Raw genomic sequence first — 23281 nt, 5'->3', positions numbered from 1 at the left:
AACGCGTTTTAACAGGAGATTGAAATTCTGAAGGAGTTCCAAATTGTCTGCCTACCCGGAATTCTATTTCCCTATATATTTCAAGACTACCTCTTCGAAAAGATCTATATCAAAAGGTTTAGCCAGAAAATCCTCGGCGCCGGCCTCTGCGGCAAGTTCACTTATATTGCTGTTGGCGGAGAAATAAATTACAGGAATATGTCTTAATCTCTGATTTGCTTTAATGAGCTGTGTGGCTTCGATCCCGCTGATGTCGGGCAGCCAGTTATCCATAAAAATAAGGTCCGGCATAAACTCCAGTACCTGCGTTTCAATATTGTTCGTGGTGGGCGAGGTCTTCACTTCGCAACCCAGGTCCTGCAGAATTTCTGTACAGAGTTCCAGAATTTCCAGGTTGTCATCAAAAATAAATATTTTCTTTCTTTCTTTAAAAGTGTTATTATCTGTCATTTTGATAAATCATTTATAAAATTAGCCATTTCGCTGGGCTTCAGGATCCGGTCCACCTCTAGATTTTCCAGGGCTGAATCCGGCATAAAACGCGAAATCGCGGTGTCCGGTGCCTGCACTGCTGTTAAGCCGCCGTTTTCCTTTACTTTTTTCAGCCCGTTGGTGCCGTCGCTGTTTGCCCCCGATAAAAGCAGGCAGACAAGTCTGTTGCCGTACACTTCGGCAGCGCTCTCAAAAGTCACATCGATGGAAGGACGCGAAAAGTTGATCTTTTCGGAAGCATCCAGTGAAAAGGTTTTGCTCTTTTCAATGAGCAGGTGATAGCTGGGTGGCGCAATATAGATCATTCCGGCGCGCAGTCTTTCCTTTTCTTCAATTTCCTTTACAGTCAGCTGGGTTTTGGCATTCAGCAGGTCGGTAAGCAGATTCTCCTTACCGGTTTTGCGGTGCAGCACAATGATCACCGGAAAGTTCAGCACAGAAGCCAGATTGGGCAGCACTTTCAAAAGTACGTCCAGGCTTCCGGCAGATCCGCCGATAATCAATACTTCACATTTTTCCATTTACTGAGTTTTGCGCCAGATCTTTCCGGTGGTATGTCTTTCAAAATTTTTCGAGACCGAAGAAAAATCAAGTGTTTCTTTCGTTCCCAGGGCGAGGTATCCGAATTTTTCCAGACTGCTGTCGAACAGGTTGAAGACTTTGGACTGCAGCGGTCTGTCGAAATAAATCAGCACATTGCGGCACATGATCAGCTGAAACTCATTGAATGAATTATCGGAAACCAGATTGTGGGTAGAAAAAATAATGTTGCTTTTCAGGTCGTCTTTCAGTTTTCCCAGAGAGTAATTCGCGGTATAATATTCCGAAAACTGTTCACTGCCGCCGGCTTCAATATAATTTTCGGTGTACATTTTAATCTTGCTCATAGGAATAATGGCCTGGGCGGCCGTTTCCAATACGGTGGGATTAATGTCTGTGGCATAAATGAGCGACTTGTGCAAAAGATTAAGTTCCTTTAAAAAAATCGCTACCGAATACGCTTCCTCGCCCGTGCTGCAGCCGGCGATCCAGATGCGGATAAAAGGGTAGGTGCCGAGCCGCGGCAGGATATCTTTTCTTAAAGTCTGAAAAAACTCAGGATCACGGAACATCTCCGTCACATTGATGGTGATCTGCTCCATAAACCGCTTGAAATATCCTGAATCAGTACGGATACGATACCGAAACTCGGCAAAACTCACAAACCCGTCGAGTTCGTACAGGCGGATCATGCGGCGTTTCAGCGATGCGCGGGAATATCCCGTAAAATCATAACCGTACACTTCCAGAACATCTGCAAGTAAAATTTCTACAAATTTGTCGTTTTCGGTGGATTTCAAGGCAGGATATTTAAATTGTTGAGCACAGTGAGCAGCTGATCCACATCTACGGGTTTGGAGATGTAATCATCGGCACCTGCAGCCAGGCATTTTTCGCGGTCGCCTGCCATTGCCTGTGCGGTCACCGCAATTACAGGAATATCTTTCAGCTGCCCGTTGCCTTTTATTTTGTTAATGGCTTCGTAACCATCCATTTCAGGCATCATCATATCCAGCAGCACTACGCCGATATTGGTATTGGTGTTGAGCATCTTCAACCCGTCAACTGCATTCAGGGCAGAAACGCACCCGTACTTTTTTGCCTTCAGTACTGCGCTTAAGGCAAATATATTTCTGCTGTCATCATCAATGATGAGAATTTCTTTTTTCATACGCAGGAACTTTAAATTTTATCGTAAAGCCAAACTCTTAACAAAGACACCATCTGATCGATGTCTACAGGTTTTGAAATGTAATCGGAGGCACCTACAGCAATGCATTTCTCACGGTCACCGATCATCGCCTTGGAAGTGACTGCCAGGACCGGCAGATTTTTAAACTGATGCATCGACCGGATCTCGCGGATGCTTTCATAACCGTCCATCTCAGGCATCATCATATCCATCAGTACCACATCGATGTTTTTATTTTCCTTTAAAATTTTCAGCGCTTCTTTGCCGTCGATCGCCGGAATGACTTTCATCCCCTGGATTTCCAGTGCTTTTGTCAGCGAGAAGATATTCCGCACATCATCATCTGCAATAAGCACGGTTTTATCTTTCAGAATATTCCTTAAAGCACCGAGGTTTTCGAAATCTGAAGACCTGTCTTTATTTTTCCGGTTTTTTTCCTCGACAAGATGAAGGAAAAGCCCCGCCTCGTCCAGAATCCGCTGATAAGAATAGGCGGTCTTTACCACGATGGAATCTGCGTACTTTTTGATGCGGCTCTCTTCACCCTGAGACAGACTTTTTCCGGTAAACACAATGATCGGAAGCTGCTCCAGACCTTTGTGCTGTTTAATGGTTTCCAGCGTTTCGTATGCGTTTTTATCCGGCATTCCCATATCCAGGATCACGCAGTCGATCTCTTTGTTCTGCAGTGCTTCCAGACTTTGGGACACGTTGTTTACAATATCGGTGTTGATGTTGTTGGCGGCCAGAAAATAACTCAGGGCCTTTGCATGCTGTTCGTTTTCTTCTACGATAAGGACTTTTTTCGGTCCGGCACTCCATACGTCTTCCAATTTTTTGAAAATGTCCTGCATTTGCTCCAGGGCAAAAGGCTTGTCGATGAAATCTACCGCGCCGCGCAGTAAACTTTCCTGCTTAAACTGCATGCTCGACATGATGTGAACCGGGATCGGCTTCGTCTGCGGATCAGATTTTAGAGCTTCCATAACCTGCCATCCGTCCATTACAGGCAGCTGAATGTCGAGCAGAATCGCGAGAGGTTTAAACTGTTGGGCCATTTCTATTCCCACGTCGCCGCGCACCGCCACAATTACTTTGTAGTTTTTGGTCCGTGCATAATCGCGCATGACCTTTGCGAAAGGCGTATCATCTTCAATGATCAGAATGATCTTATCATCTTCTACGATATGGTCGCGGTCATCTTCAATAGGTTGCGGAATGTGTTCGGCGATGAACCGCACCGGTTGTGGCTCGCTTTCTTCCACAGGATACACCGGTCTTTTTTCCGGCTTTTTTGTGGGCTGTTCTTCTTCGGTTTTAGTGTACACCACGGGAATTGTCAGGGTAAACTCACTGCCGACGCCTTCGGTACTTTCCAGGTCGATCTCACCGCCGAGCAACCTGGCGAGTTCGCGGCTGATCGAAAGACCTAAACCGGTTCCGCCATATTTTCGTTGGGTGGTTCCGTCGGCCTGCTGGAAGGCTTCGAACACCATCCGCAGTTTATTTTTTGCAATGCCAATTCCGGTATCGATGACTTTGAAAATAAGTTTCTGTTTCGCCTCATCATTGGAAATGTGTAGGGTAATACTTCCTTCGGAGGTAAATTTAATGGCATTCGACAGCAGATTCTTTAAGATCTGTTCGAGGCGGAGTTTGTCGGTATTCACCATTTTTGAGGTGTCCGGAGCTATTTCAATATTTAAAGCCAGATTTTTCTCGCGGGTTTGCGGGCTGAAAAGCATGCGCATATCCGTTGCCACCTGTTCCACTTCAATACTGTCGATCTCCAGCGTCATTTTGCCGGATTCAATTTTCGACAGGTCCAGGATCTCATCGATGAGCGTCAGCAATCCCTGTCCGGAACTCTGCATCACCGCGCCATATTCCACGTATTGCGGATCCAGGTCCTCGCTTTCAGTCATTAATTTAGAGAGCAGAAGTATTGAGTTCAAAGGTGTGCGAAGTTCATGCGACATATTTGCCAGAAACTCCGATTTATATTTGGTGCTTTGCTCAAGCTCGAGTGATTTCTGCTGAATGCTGATATTGTGTTCTTCGATCAGGGCATTTTTCTCTTCCAGTAAACCTGTTCTTTCTTCCAGTTCCTGATTGCTCTGCAAAAGCTCTTCCTGCTGTACACGTAACTCTTCTTCGGAAGCCAACAGTTTTTGGGACTGTGCTTCAAGTTCTTCGTTAATGTTTTCGAGCTCAGAATGCTGCGTCTGCAACTCTTCCGACTGTGCCTGAGTTTCTTCCAGAAGTTCCTGCATTTTCAGGCGGCTTTGAACACCATAGAAAGCCAGACCAATATTGCCGGCAACCGCTTCCAAAAACTTTAGCTGCTGCCCGCCGTACTCCTGCGTAGAACCTAATTCTACCACGCCCATCGGCAGACCATTTCTGGTGATCGGCAATGCCAGGATGTTTGTAGGTTTGGTTTTTCCGGTCGCGTAACTGATGGTCGCATCAATATCTTCGATATCTTCCACCAAAATGTGTTTTCCGGTGCGGAATGCTTCGCCCAAAATGCCGTCGCCGACTGCGATCCTGGTCTTTACAAGATCTTTGGCCAGCGCATAACTTCCCATCAGATGCAGGTAATTATCGTCACCATGCAGATAAATTGCTGCCACACGGCTTTCGGTAAGTCCCGTGATGATACCCAGCACATCCGCGGCAAGTTCTTCCAGACTTTTTTCACCCATCACGCCATCATTTAGCTGTGCGACGGCAGAACTGAGCCACTCTTTTTCCTCCAGAAGGTTAAATGAGGTCTGCAGAGATTCTGCCATGTGATTTAGTGGTTTGGCCACGCTGCCCAAACTTTCTTTCACTGTGGGATCCAGCAGAATATTGTAGTCGCCGTCCGATATTTGCCCGGCTACTTTCTCTATTGCAGTCAGGCGGTCCTCGGTTTCTCTGTTTTTTTCCTCAAGTTCTGTGGCAAGTGCGTTTTTTTCACTGAAATCGCGCGAAACTTTCCGGTAGAATGTAAGTGTGATCGCAAGGGCGAGGAGGGCGGAAAAGATGATAAGTAACGGAGTAAAGGAGGCAAACTTCTCCATGGTTTCGGTGCGTGTCTGCAGTATTTTCTTTTCTTCGTTCTGCATGGCAGAAACCGTTTGCCGGATATCATCCATAAACTTCTTACCGGCAAGCAACTGTTCGGCAGTCACAGTTTGCGTTTGTTTTCGGTAATTTAAATTCTCCTCCAGGATCTGCATGCGGGAATTTACACTCAACTGGAGTTTTGCAAATTTACTTCGCTGCGCATCGGTATCGCTCAGTTCGCGGGACAAAGTGGTAATGGCTTCTGAAATCTGCAGTTTGGCGGTGTTGTATGGTTTCAGAAAGACTTCGTTGCCGGTCAGCAGATAGCCGCGCTGCCCGGTTTCAGCATCTTTGACCAAAGACAGCACATTGTCCAGATCCTTGATGGTTACATTGCTTTGCCGCACCATCTGTGCATTGCTGATCAGATTGGTGATACTGAGGTAGGAAGCAACTGAACTTATAATGAGAAGTAGAACCGAGAGGCCCAGTCCAAAGAGTAGATTTTTCTTAAATGTCATACTGTAAGTTTTTTTGTTCTGCCATTTCCGGATGCAGAGGAATTTTAAAATAGAAAGTTGAGCCTTCACCCAGCGTACTTGTAACACCGATCTTGCCTTTGTGCCGGTCGATGATCTCCTGGCAGATATACAGACCGATACCTAAGCCCTGAAAACGCTCAGAAGACTCCTCGATCCGGTAAAATTTCTGGAAGATTTTCTGTTCATGCTCTTCGGACATACCAATACCGAAATCGCGCACTGAAAAAAGAATCGTTTCACCGTCGCTATGGGAGGTGACATGAATTTCATCGCCATCGGGGGCGTATTTTATGGCATTGGTGATGAAGTTGGTGATCACCTGCTCGATACGCATTTCATCGCCGAAGACTTCGGTTTTTGTACTTGCCTTTGTGAGGATTTTCACATGCGGATTGTTTTCCTGTACCGCCTCCAGAATGTGATCAAGCAACTGACCAAAACAGAAATATTTGCGGTTAAGCTTGAGTTTTCCGCTTTCGATCTTGGAAATATCCAGAAGATCAGCGACGAGGAGATTCAGTTTTTCTACCTGGTTCTGTACTTTATGAAGTCTTTTGCGTACCGTCTCAATATCATTCTTATCCAGACTTCGCTCCAGCAGCTGTATGTAACCTTTAATGCTCGTCATCGGAGTTTTCAGTTCGTGGCTTGCGATACTGATGAATTCATCTTTTTTGCGTTCGGCTTCTTTCCTGAAATCTATTTCAGCGCGCAGGGCATCCTGCATTTCATTTAGAGCGCGGCTCTGCTCATAGATCCGGTAAAAGGTTTTCACTTTCAGCAAAAGGATATTCATATCCACGGGTTTGCTGATATAATCCAGACCGCCGGAGGAGTAACCCCTTGTAATAAGATTCACATTTGCACTGGCGGCAGAAAGGAATATAATGGCAGTTTCTTTGGCTTTGCTGTACCCTGATATTACTTCAGCTACTTCAAAACCGTCCATGCCCGGCATCTGAACATCCAGAATGATAAGGACATAAGATTTTTTGAGTATTTTTTTTAAAGCCTCTTCGCCGGAAGAAGCGGTATCCACTTCGAAATCATTTTTCTCCAGCACCATTTTTAGGGAGATAATGTTTTCGGGAGAATCATCGACAATTAGGATCATTTTTCAGGACTGAATTTTAAGTTGTACAACAATAGATCTCAAAGATAACACTTTTAACTTTTTCACGAACGCTGAGAGGCATTAATGCACGCGGTTTGCTGCTGAATCTGTGGCTAATGAAACGTACACTTTCATTAATGAAGAAAATAAGACGGCATGATCCCTAATAGAAAGAAGTCGCTTGCCAGGATGAGCTTAAGTATATGTCCTTAAATTAAAGCGTAAAATAAAATTACAGATAAAGGATTTCTAATCATGCAGATGGTCGGGTTCTTGTTGCGGTTCATACTGATTAAATTACATCAACATTAAAACTAAAGGAAAATGCAATACAGAAAATTAGGAAACAGCGATTTGAAAGTTTCAGCCATAACATTTGGAGCCTGGGCGGCAGGCGGCTGGATGTGGGGAAGTACCGACCGAAATGATGCCATCGAAGCCATCAGAACCTCGTACGATTTGGGTGTCACTTCTGTTGATACGGCGCCGGTTTACGGACAGGGAACAAGTGAAGAGATCGTGGGTGAAGCAATTAAAGGCCTGCCACGCGATACGGTTCAGATCCTTACCAAGTTCGGTATGCGCTGGGATCTGGAAAAAGGAAAACTCGCCATGCATTCCCAGGATAACAGCGGCCGCAAGATCGACATTTACAAATATGCGGGCAGCGACAGTGTAATTTATGAATGTGAACAAAGCCTGAAACGGCTGGGTACCGATTATATCGATCTCTACCAGATCCACTGGCCGGATGTTACCACGCCGATCGACGAGACCTTCGAAGCTGTAGCCAAACTGATCGAACAGGGAAAGGTGCGATACGCCGGCGTCTGCAACTATAATGCACAGCAAATGGCTGAAGCAGGACAAAGTGTATCACTGGTTTCTAATCAGATTCCGTTCAGCATGGTTAACCGCAGTGTGGAGGATGAAACAGTTCCGTACTGCATAAAAACCGGGAAATCTGTGCTGGCTTACAGCCCCATGGAAAGAGGATTACTGACCGGGAAAATTAAATCGGGCCACCATTTTAAAGAAGGTGACCACCGGGCGGACCTGCCACATTTTCAACCCGAATTCGTAGAGAAAACGAACGAACTGCTGGCGAAAATTAAACCCATCGCGTCGGAACATAACGCAAGTTTAAGCCAGCTTGTTTTACGCTGGACCATTGAGCGGCCGGGAATTACAGTAGCACTTGCAGGAGCGAGAAATGCGCGACAGGCAAAGCAAAACGCAGAAGCTTTAAATTTTGACCTCAGTGCGGACGAACTGAATATTATTAATGAATTTGTAGACTACTTTTAATAAGGAATAAAGAGACACTAGTTTTGCCCACGGCTAGGTTTATAGTGGAATAGGCAAAAACGAAATATGCTTCAGAAAAAATGAAAAAGGTGTTTTGTTGCACAGTCTTTGCTTTTATACCCGCGGAAAACCTATTAAACCACACTCAGAAATATTATGAAAAATACCTTGAAAAATTTCGCTGAAAACGCAGAACGCACTGCCAAAAAACAACAGGAGATTCAAAAGCATATTGACGAACTCGACGCGAAATCACCTAAAAAAGAAAAAAGTAAGGAAGATGATGAAAAACAGAAGGCAGTTCAGGCCGGTTCCCAGGTAGAGCCGGCACCACCATTTCCCGGACAGAAACTGAAAAAGCCGGGCCTGGAAAAAGATATGGAACTGGAACCGCGCTACGAGGCTCCGAATTATAAAGGTTCGGAAAAATTAAAAGGTAAGGTTGCACTTATCACCGGCGCCGATTCCGGAATCGGGCGTGCCGTGGCTGTGCTGTTTGCACGGGAAGGTGCCGATGTGGCCATCGTTTATCTTAATGAGCACGAAGATGCTGCCGCTACCAGAAAAGCAGTAGAAAAAGAAGGCCGGCGGGCGCTGACCATTGCGGGTGATGTGGCCGATCCCGGGTTTTGTAAAGCGGCAGTGGAAGAGACTGTGAAAGAGTTGGGAACCATTAATATTCTGGTCAACAATGCAGCTTTTCAGGCGCACGCAGAAGGTCTCGACTGGATCTCGCCCGAACATTTCGACATGACAATGAAAACCAATCTTTACGGTTATTTTTATATGGCGAAAGCCGTGTTGCCTCATCTAAACGAAGGCGACAGTATCATCAATACCAGTTCGGTAAACGGCCTCTTTGGGAATGAGAAAATGATTGATTATTCGCTGACCAAAGGCGGCATTAATGCGTTTACGCAATCCCTGGCCAAAAATCTCGTGGAAAAAGGAATCCGCGTAAATGCCGTTGCGCCAGGTCCTGTGTGGACACCGCTGAATCCGGCAGACCAGAAAAAAGAAGACGTGAAAAAATTTGGCGCCGAAAATCCTATGAAGCGCGCTGCGCAGCCCGAAGAACTTTCACCTACTTACGTATTTCTCGCCGCACCAGCCTGTTCCTCTTATATTACAGGACAGATCATCGGAGTTTTGGGCGGTGTTTCAAACTAACCGGAATTTTAGGCTTTAGTGTGATTTTATTTGAACGGTATTGCAGTCACAGTTCGGCAGAAAATATATATAACTTATAATGGCACCGGGATTTTACTGATGTCATTTTTTTTGAAGGGTAAATAGCAATTTTGCAGGTGAGTCAAATAATGAACTGAAGCAGGTTGGAACTTTACTTTTTAAAGTTTTCCAGCTCTATATTTCCTTTGGTTTTTATACGAAGTATTGTCCTATGAATTCGAAAGGATTTATAGTTCCACCTGGCACGAATAAATGTAATAACCTTATTTACGCAATGTTCTATATTTCTTCCTGTAAAATAAAGCGCCAGGGTTTCAGACGCCATTCATCGCCGGCATAATCTACGCCGACGCGCGGGCCGGTGATCAGCGCACCCGCAAGTTCGGACTCTTCCAGCCACAGCCGTTGCGAAGTGTCAAGATCTTCGCCGTAAAAACTTCGGTCGAGCTCCAGAAGATTGCCGATTCTGCCCGGGCCGCTTACGGTGGTGAGTCCGCGGATCAGAACGGCTTCGGGAAGATCCTCTGTACCGGTAACAATATTCAGTAGCCAGTACTTGCCGTAAATGAGGTACACATACACCGTACCGCCGGCACCGAACATTAATTCCGTGCGTGGTGTGCGGCCTTTGCTGGCGTGGCTCGCCTGATCATCCGGGCCGAAATACGCTTCTGTTTCGGTGATCTGCGCACGGAATTCACGGCCATCTGCAAACTTCCGGACAAGCGTTTTACCCAGGAGATCCTTCGCAAGCGCAACGGCATCATTTTGCTGAAAGTAGAGTTTGGAAAGTCTTGCTGACATCTTTAAAAAAAAATTAAAAAGCTACTCAGGAAATCATTAAATATAAAAAAAGCCCCTCGCGGAGCTAATAGTTGATTATCTGATCACCTTGATGTCGACTGCAGTGAGTCCTTTTGGTGAACGCTCGATTTCGAATGAAACTTTGTTTCCCTTTTTTACCATTTCTGTGCAGTTGTTGCTGTGAAAGAAAATATTATCTTTCAAAGTATCTGCGGTAATAAAACCATAGCCTTTTTCGCTCAGGAACGTCACGATCCCGATCTTAACTACTTCTTCAGCCTCCCGTGGCGCGGCGCCCAGCTGTATGCTGTCCAGATCCACATCGATCTTGTCGTTTTTATCCGGTGGTGTGCTGGTAAGCTGACCGTAAGCATCCACGTACATGATCATGTCGTCGAGCTCCTTGCCTTTGTCGTTACTTTCTTTTCTCTCCTCGCGTCGAAGGGCTTTTTCCTTTTGTTTCTGAAGTTTTTTCTTAAAGTTTTCCTTTTTTGAAAACGAATCTGCCATTATATTATATGCTGTTTTTAAATTATCTGATAAGGTACGAAAAAAAATAAATGCGATGCAAGCAGAACAGCAAAAATTTTACATTCACTGCGGAATTCTATCTGTATTTATTGCTCATTCCGGTCATCAATGTCATGAGAATCACTGCTGACAAACATTTCATTGCGTTTCTCGGAAACAATATCGAGGAACCGGTCATAATGTTTCAAAACATCGGAAATAAGTTCGTTCTTGGTGAAATACTGTATATCATAACTCTCACGCGTATCGCCAAAATACGCTTTCGGATAGAAGGTGCCCATCTCCTGAACTTTGGGTAAATTTTCCTGGCCAATGAGGTAATCTGCAATCTGTTTCGATGTTGTTTTCACGCCGTAGACAAAGTTATTGATGACATCATATTTGATTTCAAGTTCAATATGCCCGGGTTCATTTCCCATGTTGATGTTTGCGGTGATACCATTTTCAGCAAACTCAGCCTGCAGTTCTGTAAACGCCTGTTTTACCACCGTATTGATAAAGTAGTCCACTGAAGCGCGGTTCTTGGTTGCCACGATTTGCTTCAGCCGTTTTTTCCAAAGTCTGCCGGACCAGGGAATGGTGGTTTTGGAGAAATTCCTGTCGTAGTAGGATTGGTCTATGCTGAGACCTTTGAGCAGGCTGACCATAAACAGGATCATGATCATTGAAAATGGCAGCGCGGTAATGAGCGTCATACTTTGTAGCGCTTTCAGTCCGCCGGCATTCAGCAGGAGTAATGACAGTACTGCCAGCAAACTGCCCCAAAGAACCGTTTGCCATTTTGGCGATTTCCCGGCATTTTTTGTGGCAATATTATTCATCACAAATATCCCGGAATCTGCAGATGTCACAAAGAATATGATCACAATAAGTATGGTGGCAAAGCTGGCAATTTCGGTAAAGGGCAGATATTCTAAAAAACGGAACATCAGCGCATCGGGGTTTCCCGCCAACGCACTCAGAGCGCCATTGCCGACATTCACGTCAAACCAGATGGCGCTGTTTCCGAAAACGGTCATCCAGATAAAATTGAAAAGCGACGGAATTATCAGTACAGCAAGAATAAACTCACGGATCGTTCGGCCTTTAGAGATCTTGGCAATGAAAATACCTACATAAGGCGACCACGAGATCCACCACGCCCAGTAAAGTATGGTCCAGTCGTAAAACCAGGGCAGCGCTTCGCGGTCGTATACGTGGGTTCCAAAAGTCAGATTAAAAAAGTTGTTGATGTAATTTCCCAAACCTTCGGTGAAACTGCCAATAAGAAAAACAGTGGGACCGAAAAAAAGCACAAACAAAAGCAGACAAACCACGAGCGTTACATTCAGGTTGCTCAGGATCTTAATTCCTTTGTCCACGCCGGTCAGCGCTGATACGATCGAAAGCCCAACCAAGACTCCCACAATCATGACTTCGTAGATAAAATTGGTGTCGGGCAGAATGTTAAGAATCTGAAGACCGGAATTGATCTGAACCACACCAAATCCTAAAGTTGTAGTAATTCCGAAAAAAGTACTGCACAGCGCAAAGACATCGATCACATTTCCCCAGGCACCGCTGGTCCTGTTCTTCAACAAAGGGTAAAAGCAACTGCGCAAAGATAACGGCATTTTTAAGCGGTATGCAAAATACGAGAGCGACAAGCCCACCAAACCGTATATCGCCCAGGCGTGTATTCCCCAGTGAAAAAAGGTATAAAGTTGCGCGTTCTTCGCTTTGTTCACATAATGTGTAAGACCGAAAGCTTCGGACGTATAGTGCTGCATGGGTTCTGCGACACCAAAATACATGAGTCCGATTCCCATTCCGGCGGAAAACAGCATCGCGATCCAGGAAAAAAAGGAGTGTTCCGGTCGGCTATCGTTGTCGCCCAGCCGGATTTTGCCGTATTTGCTGAAGAGCAGGTAAACCAGGAAAATTACAAATAAGGTCACGGCCCAAACATAGACCCAGTTCAGATTGACGAAGATAAAATTCTTGATGAGGTTCAGGATCTGATCTGCCAGTACCGGATACAGTACAGAAACAACGGAAACCAGAGCAATAAAAATAATACTCGGTAAAAAAATTCCCCTGCGCAAAGTAGTTTTAAACATGTTAAAATTTTTTAAGATGAAAAACACCGAATTTTCAGCTGGCCCTTTTCAAAGGCACCGTTTGGAAAAAGGCTGATGAATCAGAGGTGAACAAACCAGCGGCGGTCTGCAAAGTCTGCACAAATTTAAGACTTAATTTTTTTTCATTTTTGAAGTCCCCATGCGCCCGGTTTTTTTTAAGGCTAATTATTCCTATGTTCGCAGTATGAAATCAAAAACTTTAGCAATTGTCGGCTGCGGCAAGCTCGCAAAAATTGTGTTGGAAGCCTTAATTAAAGGGTTGCTTCCGGATTACCAACTCATCGCTACCTATTCCAGGACATTTGAAAAAGCGGAAAATATCGCGTCGAAAATCAATGAGTCGCAGGATATTTACACATGCTCGCCCTGCCGCTCACTTGATGAAGTGTTCGCCCTGAAACCGGACTATATCGTGGAAACTGCATCGCCGTCTTCTTTAAAGGAGTTAGCTGTGCCCGCGCTGCAAAACGGTTTATCAATTGTCACCCTTTCGATCGGTGCTTTTGCAGATGAAAATTTTTACAGCCTGGTACAGAAGACCGCGCTGACCTATGGCACCCGCGTGCATCTGGCTTCCGGCGCTATTGGCGGTTTTGATGTATTGCGCACGGTTTCATTAATGGAGAAAAGCGAAGTGACATTTACCACGATGAAAGGGCCGAACTCTCTAAAAAATACGGAAGTTTATACCGAAAAGCTTCAAACCGAGACCTGCGAAGTTTTCAGTGGAAACGCCGCGGAAGCGATCGCACTTTTTCCAACCCGTGTAAATGTAGCTGTAGCAGCTGCTTTGGCTTCTACCGGACCTGAAAAGGTGAAGGTTTCCATTAATTCGCTGCCGGGTTTTGTGGGCGATGACCACCGCATAGAAATTAAAAGCGACCAGATCCACGCCGTGGTTGATGTGTACAGCAAAACCGCTCAGATCGCAGGTTGGAGTGTAGTGAATACGCTCCGGAATATCACCTCGCCGATTGTTTTTTAAGATGCGCGGTTAAATTGGCCAAAACTTTTTCACTCAGACGGATGAATGCCTGGCTTGTCCGCCCGGAAGAAACCTGCATGCAGTTCACCTTCGGATGGTTCAGTAATTTTTCCGAACCAAGCGCGCCTAAAGTATCACAATATAAAAGGTTATCTCCTTCGAGCCATTTTATGAGCGCTTCTTCCTGCCATGCCGGCGACAGACCGGTATTGAAAACTATTTTTCGGTTTCCTAAATGCTGAAATTCGCTTTCGTACAAGAGCACGGTATTTTTATTCAGGCACGTAATAAGCACTTCGTTGTCCTGCAAAAGCTCGCGAAGTGGTAAATAACGGAAACCTTTATTTTCGGCTTCAGGTTTTCTTGTGCGCGAAAAGTAGGAGAGGTCTGCTCCAAAAAAATGGAGTGCATCAGCGATCATACCGCCCGATTTCCCCAGTCCGATGATTCCTGCTTTAAGGCCGGTAATCTCGCGCGGTATGCCGCTCCAGGGTTTTCTTGGCTTGCCGCTGGGGAGATTTCCAAAACCATGCAGGCAGCGGATGAGTTCGCTCACCACATATTCCACCACACCTTCATCGCCATAATCGCGGATGCCGTCTACCGCGATCCCACGGGAGTTGGCGTAGGAAATATCTACATTGGCACTTTCGGGACTGTAAAGCGAACAGCACATGCCGATATACTTAAGGTTCGGGCAGTACGCCAGAGAATCCTTACCCAAAGTTGTCGTATAGCTTACCAACACCGCGTCGGCATCGCCGATACGCTGTATAATTTCGGTGGCAGTTTGTGGCCGGTCGCGGTATATGATTACTTCTTCGGCAAAACTGCCGAGGTCATTTTCGGCAGAAGGAATTAAGTTTAATGGTTCAAGTGCGACCAGTTTTCTGAATTTCATGAGATATATAATTTAAGAGAACTGCACACGACAGCATGCAGTTCAGTAAATACGGCTGGCTCAAAAGCCAGTGGAAATATTATTTTACTTTTTCGAAAAGATAGAGCTTACCGCCGGATAACGCATAATTCTGCATCAGGTTACCTTCTAAGACCATTGTTGTGTTGGTGACATCAATAATGGAAATATAGTTGGAGGAATTATATTTTATGTAGTTTTCCTTTTCTTTTGTCTGTGGGTTTTTACCGAATTTAAATTTGTATTTGATCCAGTCTTCATCAGTGGACTGGCAATTAACAGGTTTGAATTTCTCCCGGTTGGCTTTAAATTCAATAACTTCAAATCCGTCGGTACAGGAACTGGTAAAAGTGTTATCAGGTTCAGTGTCTTTTGAGAACTGCTCATAACTGCCGTTGTATACGCCAACTACTTTCCAAACACCATCCAGACGGTCTTCGTTGATTTTACCTTCGGCTTTCTTCACGGCCCAGCTTACACCTTTTACGGTTCCCTTTACAGCGGAGTAGCCGATCTTTGCCGTGGTGGTGACGATCTTTGCGGCAGTTGAAACAATGCATGAGCTCAGAAAAAAACTGACGACAAACAGCAGGAGTATTTTATTTCTTTTCATAATGCAATATTAAACTGCAAGTTACATCAATTTATATTTTTAATGAACAGATTCCTTTTTTAAGTACCCTAACACGTTTTTAGCTGGTCTTCTTTAATGAAAGAGGCTAACCCAAGATTATCTTAAAGTTCGTTTTTCTGAGTTGATGGCTCAGTTTCTTTTTTTAAATAATTCGCAAGCGGAAGATTTTGTTTTTTAAGTTCCTGCACAAACAGTTTGGCCACCTCGGTAGCGCCCAAAACGGAAAGGTGTGTATTGTCATCCAAACCTTTTGGCACGTAAGTGTTTTCATTGGGTTCAAAATGAAGATGCAGCTTTTTAGAACCTTCTACACCAAACTTTACTTCCATTTTCTCAGTAAGATACTGCATATCGACAAATGGAACTTTCATTTCCTGCGCCACAAGACGTGCGATCAGCGTATAATTACCATGTGCATCGAGCAGAACACCTTCTTTGTTGAATTTCCGGCGCGCGATCGACGAGCACAGAATCGGGATTGCACCTTTGGCGCGCGCTTCTTCAATATAAGCCATCAGGTTATAGCGGTAAGCTGTCTGTGGATTGGTGTAGCGCGCGGGATCGGTTTCTTTACCGTCGTTGTGGCCAAACTGAATAAGGAGATAATTACCGGGTTGCAGCGAATCTACAACCTTTTTCCAGTGACCAAGTTCGCGGAAACTTTTGGTACTGCGGCCGTTGACGGCGTGATTTTTTACAGTCACATTTTCATTGAAAAACTGAGGCAGAACCTGTACCCAGCCGCGCTCCGGATTTTTGTCGGGATCCGGTTTATTGGCCATCGTAGAATCACCGATGGTATAAATGGTTATTTTCTTTGAATGGTTTTTGGCAGAATCCACGCCGGCGCAGTTCATTAGTAATAAAAATGCGAGAAATAACAGAGGGTAATTTTTCATTGTAAATAATTTTTTAAGGTAATAAAGCCCGGAACCATAACGGATGCGCATCATCTCTGAGGACTTTTTCTTTGGCAAACCGTAGCGCTTCTTTTTTGCGAAGCCGGTGAGACCATTTCACTCTTTCCCCGGTTGCCGCGCCGGGTCCTTCATTCTTAAATTCCGCGTAATATGACGTTTTTTCGGCGGTTTTGTTGTTCCAATTGTCCCAACCTTCAGCAAGAATATGGGATCCGAGATAGGAGTTCAGTACAGCTGTTTTTGCATAGGTACGCCACGGTCTTCCCAAAAATACTTTTGAAACATCCGGCACCGCAGTAAACCTGCACTGCCTGAACACAAGTCCAAAGGCGTTTTCCCTCGGTGTGGAAGCTGCTGTGATAAAAGAATCTTTTTTACTGAAAATTTCGCAGTTCTCAAAAAACGCAGTGGCATTGCCGAAAATAAAGTCTGTTGTGCCGGCGATATAACAGTCTTTGAAAAACTGCGTGCCTCCACCGGACACATAGAGTGTATCCTGATTTCCCAAAATTCTGCAGTTTAAAACTGCGGTCCTGTCTCCGGAAAGACTCAGCGCAATGGCCTGACCAATATCGCCCGCCGTATTTTCGATGGTTAGATTTTTCACGACTGCGTCATCAGCCTCAACTGAAAGTGTGGGCGTAAAGAAAGTGCTGTTTCTGCCAAGATTTATTTTACTGAAATGATCATCAAAAGAAATCACCGTAGAATCGCGGCTTTCACCTACCAGGTGCAGTTGCGGATTCCAGGCGTGTAGTTTTACTTTTTCTTTGTAAATACCTTTTTTAATGTAGATGGTTTTTACGTTTTCGGGGAAAGCTTTGGTATTGTCAATGGCTTGCTGCACCGAAGTGTAGTCGCCTGAACCGTCCTTGGCCACAACAAGTGTATCTTTCTCCTGTGCAAAGACCAAAGAGGAAATCAGGAAGACAAAGCTGTAAAGAAAGAACCTTTTCATGGCTTAGCGGTCAAGTTCCAAAGCTGCGAGAATAAAAGGACCGGTCGCTTTGGGATCGTTGTCTTTTTTACGCTCGTTCACGTAATATTCAAAAGAGCCGTCGCGGTAAGGCTTTCCGCCCAAACCTGCAACAGCGCAAGCCTGAGTAATGGTCGCCAAACCATCGGGCGAAACCTTTACGAGATCTTTGATCATACCGTCGAAACCTTTCTGGGCCAGGGTTTTATAATTTTGTGGCAGGTAACCTTTGTTGGCACCTTTTGCAAAAGCATAAATAAACATGGCAGAACCTGAAGCTTCCAGATAGTTTCCGCCACGGTTTCCCTGATCTGTGACCTGATACCAAAGACCGCTGTGGTCCTGATATTTCGCCAATGCCTGAGAAAGCGATTTAAAGTACCCAACCAACTCTGCGCGTTTCGGGTGATCCTTCGGAAAATAATCGAGCACATCTACAAGTGCCATTGCATACCAGCCAAGAGAGCGCGACCAGAAAGTAGGCGAAGTGCCGGTTTCGGGATTTGCCCAGGCCATTTTTTTACTTTCGTCCCAACCGTGATACAGGAGTCCGGTTTTGGGATCTACGAGGTGTTTCTGAATGATCTCAAACTGCAGTGCCACATCGTTCAGATTTTTGCCGTTTTCGAAAGTTGCGGTATAGTGCGCATAAAAAGGAGCACCCATGAAGAGACCGTCCAGCCACATTTGGTTTGGGTAGACCTGTTTGTGCCAGAAACCACCTTCAGTTGTGCGCGGCTGCGCTTCGAGCTGACTTTTCAGCGTTTGCATGGCAGTAAGATATTTCTGTTCCGCGGTTTCACTGTAAAGGTAAAAAAGGATATTTCCCGCCTCGATCATATCGATATTGTAATTCGCGAACCTGTACGACGGTATTTCACCATTTTCGTTAATGGTTGCATCGGCATAGCCCTTCAGATACTGAAAATACTTTTGGTCGCCGGTCTTTTTATATAAATGCTCAAAGCCGGACATCACCAAACCGTGTACGTAATCCCACTTGGGTTCGGTTTTATCGTCAAGTTGATAGGCTTCAGGATAATCATGCATCAGCGTTAAAGCCATTTTTTCGGACCATTTTTTTTCAGCGGGTATCACCATGTGATCTTGTTCCGAAACTTTCTGCTGAAGCGTGCACGATACAAAAGTCAGCATAATTGCTGCGAAGAAAGCGAATGAAAAAAGCCGTGTATTCAGTTTAAGCATTTTATATCTTTAAAGTTTGTTTTTCGAATTAAGTTCCGTCAGTTTATTGTTGATGTACGCCTCGAATTCGGCTTTTGTCGTGATGCCGTGCGCTTCTTTTTCCCAGGTAGCGAGAAAATAATAGGTTATCGGTTTTGTGGTCGGTTTAAAGATGACAAGATGATCAAACGGACCTGCTTTAACTTCGGCTGCTGTTGATTTTTCGTAAAAGAGAACCATGCCCAGCGCGTCGTCAAACATCGATTGGTTTCCGAAAGTGGCGATATATCCCCAGTTTCCCGCGGCATCAGTTTTCTCCCAATATTCGGAATTCTTCACCTTTACAATTCCTGTGCAGATCCCCGAAACAGGTGCCGAAGGGGTGAAGCTGTATTTCGTAAACCGCTCGTCCGGAAAGATGGATAAGGACGCATTTACATTGATCTTGTCGTTAAGGGTTTTCCAGCCTTTATAGAAAATATCTACACCGGAGCTTTTCGCAGCATTATGGACTTTTACAGTAGTTTTATCCACGCTTTCGAAGCGGTACATTTCATTGTTTACGATCCGTGAGATTGAACCGAGACCGACACCTTTGCCTACTTTCAAGATATCGGAGCCCCAATCCTGTTTCAAGTGGTATGAATCAAAACCGTCCTGACCCACTTCCGGCAGGATTATCTTTTCTGTAGTTTTACCGAAAATATCAATCGCATTTCGCCAGTCGAGATACAGGCGGTAGGCGATCAGATTGCTTTCCCAGCCGGGACCTTCGTATCGTATATCAAAAGAATGGTCGGTATGCCGTGGATCAATCGTGTGCTCCTGTACATTTTTGAAGGTACCGCCCGCATATTTTCTGCCGGTCCAGCTGCCACCCTCCTTCACTGATATTTCCGCATAGGTTTTGGCGCCGGGTACGGGAGCGGTTGTGTGCGTGGCGCAGCTGATCTGTGCAAGTATCAGCGCAAAAGCCGCGGCTGTTGTATAGATTTTCATTTTTTTTATTTTTTGAAATTTAAATATAGAAAATTATTGATGTAGCGTAATGTCGTATCAAACCACGGTTCGAAAAGCCAAAAGGTATGCGGACTGTTTTCGATCTTTCTGTCTTCGGAGTAAATTCCGTACTGGGTAAGTTTTTCAGTCATTTCTGCTTTTCCTGCGGTGAAGCGCTTGAACCGGCTGCTGATGAAAAGGAAAGGTGGTGTATTTTCAGAGACATGGGTGAGTGCAGATGCATCTTCCCAAATTTTTGGGACCACTTCATAAGTCCCGCCCAGCCAGTCCGCAGCGGATTTTCCTTCTTCCGAATCAGGATGGTGAAAAGCCAGAAGACCGTCGATATCGATGACGGCATTTATTTCCTTTGGATATTTTGTGCCAATCAGTGAGGCCATTTGGCCACCGGATGAACAGCCGAGAAGTGCTATTTTTTTTGGAACTACATTAAAGGAGGCAGAATTCTTTTTTATATAATCAATGGCGGCACGTATGTCATTGATTCCCGCCGGATATGGCGCTTCTGCTGAAAGCCGGTATTCTAAGGTAAAAGTCTGATAGCCTGAAAGTGCGATCTGCTGTGCCAGCGGTTTCTGCAGCTCCTTGCTGCCGGATTTCCAGCCGCCACCATGTATGAGGATGACTGCGGGCAACAGTTTTTTTTCTGGATGGATGAATGCATCAAGATGTACGTCACGCCCGGAAAGAGTAGCGTACACAATATTATGTTCCTCTTTGAGTGCAGTCTGAGGTGTCGGATTTACTTTTTTAATGAATGGGTATTTTCTTATCTGTTTAGCGAATTCCGAGTTTAGGGTAAAAGCAGTATCCTTTTTTCCCTGCGCACTGATGAACACCAGCATGCCAAGGGTTATAATTAAGAGGATCTTTCTGGCGAGGGAATCATTCATAATTAAAAGCAATCGATTACACAAATCTATATAATTTTGTTTTAAGGGCAAAAGAAAAGTCGTCATTTCGTGAAAGTTAGCAATAATCAAGCATCAGAAGCGGACCAGATAACTGTTTTTCACGGTTTCCGACTGAATAAATCACCTTTTTAAAAATAATTCACAATTCTGTAATGATGATTCAGAAATATTTCTACATTTGTGTAATCCATTACATTAATGGAAAACGCTAAAATTAAATTACCCGAACAATGAGAAAAATTGTATTTTTTATGGCATTATTTCTAATGTCACTGGGCTTGGAGGCACAGTCTGTAACGATTACCCAGCAAACCGGCTGGCTGGAATCAGCCTACGTGCAGTGGACGCCGGTGGAAGGAGCCCAAAGTTATAATGTGTATTATTCCGGCCAGGGCGTGAGCGATCAGAAAATCGATACGCAGCTGATCCGGAGTTACGGTTCTTATTTCCGCGCAGATGCCCTGGGACTTGCCGCCGGAGTTTACACCATGAAGGTGGTGCCCGTAATTGGCGGAACAGAGGGAGATGCCACTGTTTCAGCACCTGTAACTGTGGTTGCGCATGACCGTACAGGTTTTGCTTACCGTGGTGGCAGACTGCCCGGCGCCTATAAATTTGACGGTACTTTGAAGGATAACGCCCAGATCATTTACGTTACTCAAAATACCAAAAACACGGTTTCACTCAATGTGACCGGTGCAACGACCAACCCTTGCGTAGGGCTGCAGAATATTTTAGACGGTTTTAAAAAAGGTTCTGATTCCCGGCCCCTGGTCGTCCGCATGATTGGAAATATTACTGATCTCAGCAACATGCAGTCCGGAGATATTGTAGTAGAAAACAAGAATAACGCAAACGGCTCCATTACCATAGAAGGTGTAGGTTCGGATGCGGTGGCCAATGGCTGGGGAATACGCATCAAGAATGCCAGCAATATTGAGATCAGAAATATCGGCTTCATGCTGACCGACTCCAATGAAGGTGATAACGTAGGACTGCAGCAGGGGAACGACCATATCTGGGTTCACAACTGCGATATGTTTTACGGCGCGGCAGGTGGCGATGCTGATCAGGCCAAAGGTGACGGCGCGCTTGACTGTAAAAAATCTACCGATGTCACTTTTTCTTACAACCATTTCTGGGACAGTGGCAAAAGCAATCTGCTGGGTTTGAGCGAAGGAAGTATGGCGAATTTATATATTACTTACCACCACAACTGGTATGACCACTCAGATTCCCGGCACCCGCGGGTTCGGTATTATTCTGCCCACGTGTACAACAATTATTACGACGGAAACTCAAAATACGGTGCAGGTTCTACCATGGCCTCATCGGTTTTTATGGAAGGAAATTTTTTCCGCGCCTGCAAATATCCTATGCTTACCTCGATGCAGGGAAGCGATGTGTACAACGGTGCCCAGGGAACATTTTCAAGTGAAGCCGGCGGCGTGATCAAAGCTTTTAATAATGTAATGAGCGGCCAGCAGAGGTTTGTAGGCTACGATCCTGTAAATTATCCAGTTGAATTTGATGCCTATGTTTCGGCGACGCGAAATGAAGTGGTTCCCAACACCATTAAATCAAAAAAAGGCGGAAACACCTACAACAATTTCGATACAGACCCGACTTTATACATCAGTTCACTGGTGATCGATGAGCCGGAAGTGGCAAGAGATAAGACGATGATGTACGCAGGACGTGTTTCCGGCGGAGACATTTCATTTGCCTTCAACAATGCAGTGGATGATGCTTCGTACGCTGTAAATGCGGCTTTGAAAGCTTTGCTGCTTAATTATACTACTCAGCTTGTCTATGTACAGGGTGAAGATCCTGTGAACCCAAGCAGCCAGACGCTGACTGTGCCGAATAACAATGACCAAACCGTCATCACGGGCACTGCGATCAGCGATATGGTTTTCACCTGGGGTGGAACCGCAACCGATGCCACTGTAATCGGTCTGCCGGCCGCAGGAATTACTGCTGTTAAAGATATGGCAGCGCAAACGATCACTGTATCGGGAACGCCGACTGAAGATGTAAGTTTCACCGTGGTCACCTCCGGACCTACAGGCACACCGGTGGAGGGTTCAGGAAACATATCTGTAGAAGAACCAGGTTCACAAGGCAACCAGATTCATAACTTCACGGTATCCGGTCTGAACAGTACATTCTACACCTTTACGGGTGCGAATATGAACTCTACGCCCGGCAATACCACCTACGACGGACTGATACTTACGGCAAGAATGAAAATGGAATCTGCAACCATCGTATCATACGATACCATGGAACCGTCCAAACTTACACTTGTTTTCGATCCCACATTCTCGGGTAAGGTAAAAATCGACAATGCGACTTATTACCCAAGTAACGGTGTTTTAATTATACCTTCACTGGCTGCAGGAAGCCATACGATTAAAAAAGGTGATACCACAAATCTGTACTACATCAAAACGGAATTTACCACACTTGCGGCAGATGCGGCAACTGCAACTGCAAAAGCAATAAAAGTGTATCCGAATCCGGTGACTGATGTGTTGAATCTGGTCATTCCGGCAGAAGAAAAAGTAACCCAGGTCTCTGTCTTCAATATGGCAGGTCAGCAGATGAAAACTTTCAGTGGAGGAAATACCTCACTGAATCTGCAAAATCTGACAGCAGGATTATATCTGGTTAAAATACAGACAACCAAAGGTGTGCACATACAGAAAATCATTAAAAAGTAAGATTTACTTTTTAAGTACTGAAGGATGGCTTTTTGCCATCCTTTTTTTTATTTAAAGTAGAAAGAATTTATAAGAAGTGAAATTTATAAAAACCAAAAATGTCCGGTTTGGGAA

Annotated in this window: 20 protein-coding genes; 4 read left to right on the top strand and 16 right to left on the bottom strand. The window is 45.0% G+C overall.

All coding sequences use genetic code 11. The annotated features are described in order from the left end of the window. Positions 1-63: 63 nt before the first annotated feature. From H562_RS0112980 to H562_RS0112955, 6 genes are read right to left on the bottom strand one after another with little or no spacing between them, the layout of a single operon-like run. Positions 64-450 (bottom strand): response regulator, encoded by a 387-nt coding sequence (locus tag H562_RS0112980; RefSeq protein WP_027377906.1) that lies wholly within the window; start codon positions 448-450, stop codon positions 64-66. Next, complete coding sequence (locus tag H562_RS0112975; RefSeq protein WP_027377905.1) at positions 447-1013, bottom strand: chemotaxis protein CheB; 567 nt, start codon at positions 1011-1013, stop codon at positions 447-449. The genes H562_RS0112980 and H562_RS0112975 overlap by 4 nt, the downstream gene beginning before the upstream one ends. Further along, on the bottom strand, positions 1014-1832 hold the full coding sequence (locus tag H562_RS0112970) for a CheR family methyltransferase (RefSeq protein WP_027377904.1): 819 nt from the start codon (positions 1830-1832) through the stop codon (positions 1014-1016). Continuing rightward, a complete protein-coding gene (locus tag H562_RS0112965) occupies positions 1829-2203 on the bottom strand; it encodes a response regulator (protein ID WP_034691186.1) in 375 nt (124 codons plus the stop codon). Before H562_RS0112965 ends, H562_RS0112970 begins: the two co-directional genes overlap by 4 nt. 11 nt (positions 2204-2214) lie before the next feature. Beyond that, positions 2215-5799, bottom strand: coding sequence for a response regulator (locus H562_RS0112960; RefSeq protein ID WP_027377902.1), 3585 nt, complete (start codon positions 5797-5799; stop codon positions 2215-2217). After that, a complete protein-coding gene (locus tag H562_RS0112955; RefSeq protein WP_027377901.1) occupies positions 5789-6934 on the bottom strand; it encodes an ATP-binding response regulator in 1146 nt (381 codons plus the stop codon). The genes H562_RS0112960 and H562_RS0112955 overlap by 11 nt, the downstream gene beginning before the upstream one ends. 324 nt (positions 6935-7258) lie before the next feature. Here H562_RS0112955 and H562_RS0112950 point away from each other — a divergent pair, with 324 nt between their 5' ends. Both H562_RS0112950 and H562_RS0112945 read left to right on the top strand, forming a co-directional pair. Continuing rightward, positions 7259-8242, top strand: a complete 984-nt coding sequence (locus H562_RS0112950; protein ID WP_027377900.1) for an aldo/keto reductase — start codon at positions 7259-7261, stop codon at positions 8240-8242. Positions 8243-8398: 156 nt separating this feature from the next. Continuing rightward, positions 8399-9412 (top strand): SDR family oxidoreductase, encoded by a 1014-nt coding sequence (locus H562_RS0112945; RefSeq protein WP_051190511.1) that lies wholly within the window; start codon positions 8399-8401, stop codon positions 9410-9412. 300 nt (positions 9413-9712) lie between these two features. Here the strand turns inward: H562_RS0112945 and H562_RS0112940 are convergent, their stop codons facing one another. The 3 genes from H562_RS0112940 to H562_RS0112930 all read right to left on the bottom strand — a co-directional run bounded on the left by H562_RS0112940 (position 9713) and on the right by H562_RS0112930 (position 12867). Further along, the gene (locus tag H562_RS0112940; RefSeq protein ID WP_027377898.1) at positions 9713-10237 is read right to left on the bottom strand and encodes a DNA-3-methyladenine glycosylase; all 525 of its coding nucleotides are present in this window, start codon (positions 10235-10237) and stop codon (positions 9713-9715) included. 75 nt (positions 10238-10312) lie between these two features. Then, positions 10313-10747 (bottom strand): cold shock domain-containing protein, encoded by a 435-nt coding sequence (locus H562_RS0112935; RefSeq protein WP_027377897.1) that lies wholly within the window; start codon positions 10745-10747, stop codon positions 10313-10315. 107 nt (positions 10748-10854) lie between these two features. Continuing rightward, the gene (locus tag H562_RS0112930) at positions 10855-12867 is read right to left on the bottom strand and encodes a BCCT family transporter (RefSeq protein WP_034691184.1); all 2013 of its coding nucleotides are present in this window, start codon (positions 12865-12867) and stop codon (positions 10855-10857) included. 205 nt (positions 12868-13072) lie between these two features. Between H562_RS0112930 and H562_RS0112925 the strand changes: the two genes are divergently transcribed. Beyond that, positions 13073-13873 carry an aspartate dehydrogenase domain-containing protein gene (locus H562_RS0112925; protein WP_027377895.1) on the top strand — a complete coding sequence of 267 codons (801 nt, stop codon included), beginning with the start codon at positions 13073-13075 and terminating at the stop codon, positions 13871-13873. Here H562_RS0112925 and H562_RS0112920 read toward each other — a convergent pair. The 7 genes from H562_RS0112920 to H562_RS0112890 all read right to left on the bottom strand — a co-directional run bounded on the left by H562_RS0112920 (position 13851) and on the right by H562_RS0112890 (position 20420). Further along, positions 13851-14774 (bottom strand): NAD(P)-dependent oxidoreductase, encoded by a 924-nt coding sequence (locus H562_RS0112920; RefSeq protein WP_034691182.1) that lies wholly within the window; start codon positions 14772-14774, stop codon positions 13851-13853. The two genes, H562_RS0112925 and H562_RS0112920, sit on opposite strands and share 23 nt — an antisense overlap. A 79-nt stretch (positions 14775-14853) precedes the next feature. Further along, positions 14854-15405, bottom strand: a complete 552-nt coding sequence (locus H562_RS0112915; RefSeq protein ID WP_034691181.1) for a hypothetical protein — start codon at positions 15403-15405, stop codon at positions 14854-14856. Between the two features lie 122 nt (positions 15406-15527). Next, complete coding sequence (locus H562_RS15125; protein WP_084466384.1) at positions 15528-16325, bottom strand: rhamnogalacturonan acetylesterase; 798 nt, start codon at positions 16323-16325, stop codon at positions 15528-15530. 13 nt (positions 16326-16338) lie between these two features. Continuing rightward, a complete protein-coding gene (locus tag H562_RS0112905) occupies positions 16339-17304 on the bottom strand; it encodes a pectinesterase family protein (protein ID WP_027377892.1) in 966 nt (321 codons plus the stop codon). A gap of 3 nt (positions 17305-17307) precedes the next feature. Next, positions 17308-18528 carry a glycoside hydrolase family 88/105 protein gene (locus tag H562_RS0112900; protein WP_027377891.1) on the bottom strand — a complete coding sequence of 407 codons (1221 nt, stop codon included), beginning with the start codon at positions 18526-18528 and terminating at the stop codon, positions 17308-17310. A gap of 9 nt (positions 18529-18537) precedes the next feature. Then, a complete protein-coding gene (locus tag H562_RS0112895; protein WP_027377890.1) occupies positions 18538-19506 on the bottom strand; it encodes a DUF4861 family protein in 969 nt (322 codons plus the stop codon). Between the two features lie 5 nt (positions 19507-19511). Continuing rightward, complete coding sequence (locus tag H562_RS0112890) at positions 19512-20420, bottom strand: alpha/beta hydrolase (protein ID WP_034691179.1); 909 nt, start codon at positions 20418-20420, stop codon at positions 19512-19514. A 272-nt stretch (positions 20421-20692) separates the two neighbouring features. Here H562_RS0112890 and H562_RS0112885 point away from each other — a divergent pair, with 272 nt between their 5' ends. After that, positions 20693-23167, top strand: a complete 2475-nt coding sequence (locus H562_RS0112885) for a pectate lyase family protein (RefSeq protein WP_233702002.1) — start codon at positions 20693-20695, stop codon at positions 23165-23167. The last annotated feature ends 114 nt before the right edge of the window (positions 23168-23281 follow it).

Origin of the sequence: Kaistella palustris DSM 21579 (genome assembly GCF_000422265.1) — a bacterium.
GTDB classification, from domain to species: Bacteria; Bacteroidota; Bacteroidia; order Flavobacteriales; family Weeksellaceae; genus Kaistella; species Kaistella palustris.
The sequence above is the reverse complement of the archived record's forward strand: the minus strand, read 5'-3'. Positions and strand labels throughout refer to the sequence as shown.

Bases quoted from the DNA above. Each gene is read 5' to 3' on its own strand.
- H562_RS0112980 (WP_027377906.1), bottom strand. From the start codon at position 450: ATGACAGATAATAACACTTTTAAAGAAAGAAAGAAAATATTTATTTTT.
- H562_RS0112975 (WP_027377905.1), bottom strand. From the start codon at position 1,013: ATGGAAAAATGTGAAGTATTGATTATCGGCGGATCTGCCGGAAGCCTG.
- H562_RS0112965 (WP_034691186.1), bottom strand. From the start codon at position 2,203: ATGAAAAAAGAAATTCTCATCATTGATGATGACAGCAGAAATATATTT.
- H562_RS0112960 (WP_027377902.1), bottom strand. From the start codon at position 5,799: ATGACATTTAAGAAAAATCTACTCTTTGGACTGGGCCTCTCGGTTCTA.
- H562_RS0112955 (WP_027377901.1), bottom strand. From the start codon at position 6,934: ATGATCCTAATTGTCGATGATTCTCCCGAAAACATTATCTCCCTAAAA.
- H562_RS0112950 (WP_027377900.1), top strand. From the start codon at position 7,259: ATGCAATACAGAAAATTAGGAAACAGCGATTTGAAAGTTTCAGCCATA.
- H562_RS0112945 (WP_051190511.1), top strand. From the start codon at position 8,399: ATGAAAAATACCTTGAAAAATTTCGCTGAAAACGCAGAACGCACTGCC.
- H562_RS0112940 (WP_027377898.1), bottom strand. From the start codon at position 10,237: ATGTCAGCAAGACTTTCCAAACTCTACTTTCAGCAAAATGATGCCGTT.
- H562_RS0112935 (WP_027377897.1), bottom strand. From the start codon at position 10,747: ATGGCAGATTCGTTTTCAAAAAAGGAAAACTTTAAGAAAAAACTTCAG.
- H562_RS0112930 (WP_034691184.1), bottom strand. From the start codon at position 12,867: ATGTTTAAAACTACTTTGCGCAGGGGAATTTTTTTACCGAGTATTATT.
- H562_RS0112925 (WP_027377895.1), top strand. From the start codon at position 13,073: ATGAAATCAAAAACTTTAGCAATTGTCGGCTGCGGCAAGCTCGCAAAA.
- H562_RS0112920 (WP_034691182.1), bottom strand. From the start codon at position 14,774: ATGAAATTCAGAAAACTGGTCGCACTTGAACCATTAAACTTAATTCCT.
- H562_RS0112915 (WP_034691181.1), bottom strand. From the start codon at position 15,405: ATGAAAAGAAATAAAATACTCCTGCTGTTTGTCGTCAGTTTTTTTCTG.
- H562_RS15125 (WP_084466384.1), bottom strand. From the start codon at position 16,325: ATGAAAAATTACCCTCTGTTATTTCTCGCATTTTTATTACTAATGAAC.
- H562_RS0112905 (WP_027377892.1), bottom strand. From the start codon at position 17,304: ATGAAAAGGTTCTTTCTTTACAGCTTTGTCTTCCTGATTTCCTCTTTG.
- H562_RS0112900 (WP_027377891.1), bottom strand. From the start codon at position 18,528: ATGCTTAAACTGAATACACGGCTTTTTTCATTCGCTTTCTTCGCAGCA.
- H562_RS0112895 (WP_027377890.1), bottom strand. From the start codon at position 19,506: ATGAAAATCTATACAACAGCCGCGGCTTTTGCGCTGATACTTGCACAG.
- H562_RS0112890 (WP_034691179.1), bottom strand. From the start codon at position 20,420: ATGAATGATTCCCTCGCCAGAAAGATCCTCTTAATTATAACCCTTGGC.
- H562_RS0112885 (WP_233702002.1), top strand. From the start codon at position 20,693: ATGGCATTATTTCTAATGTCACTGGGCTTGGAGGCACAGTCTGTAACG.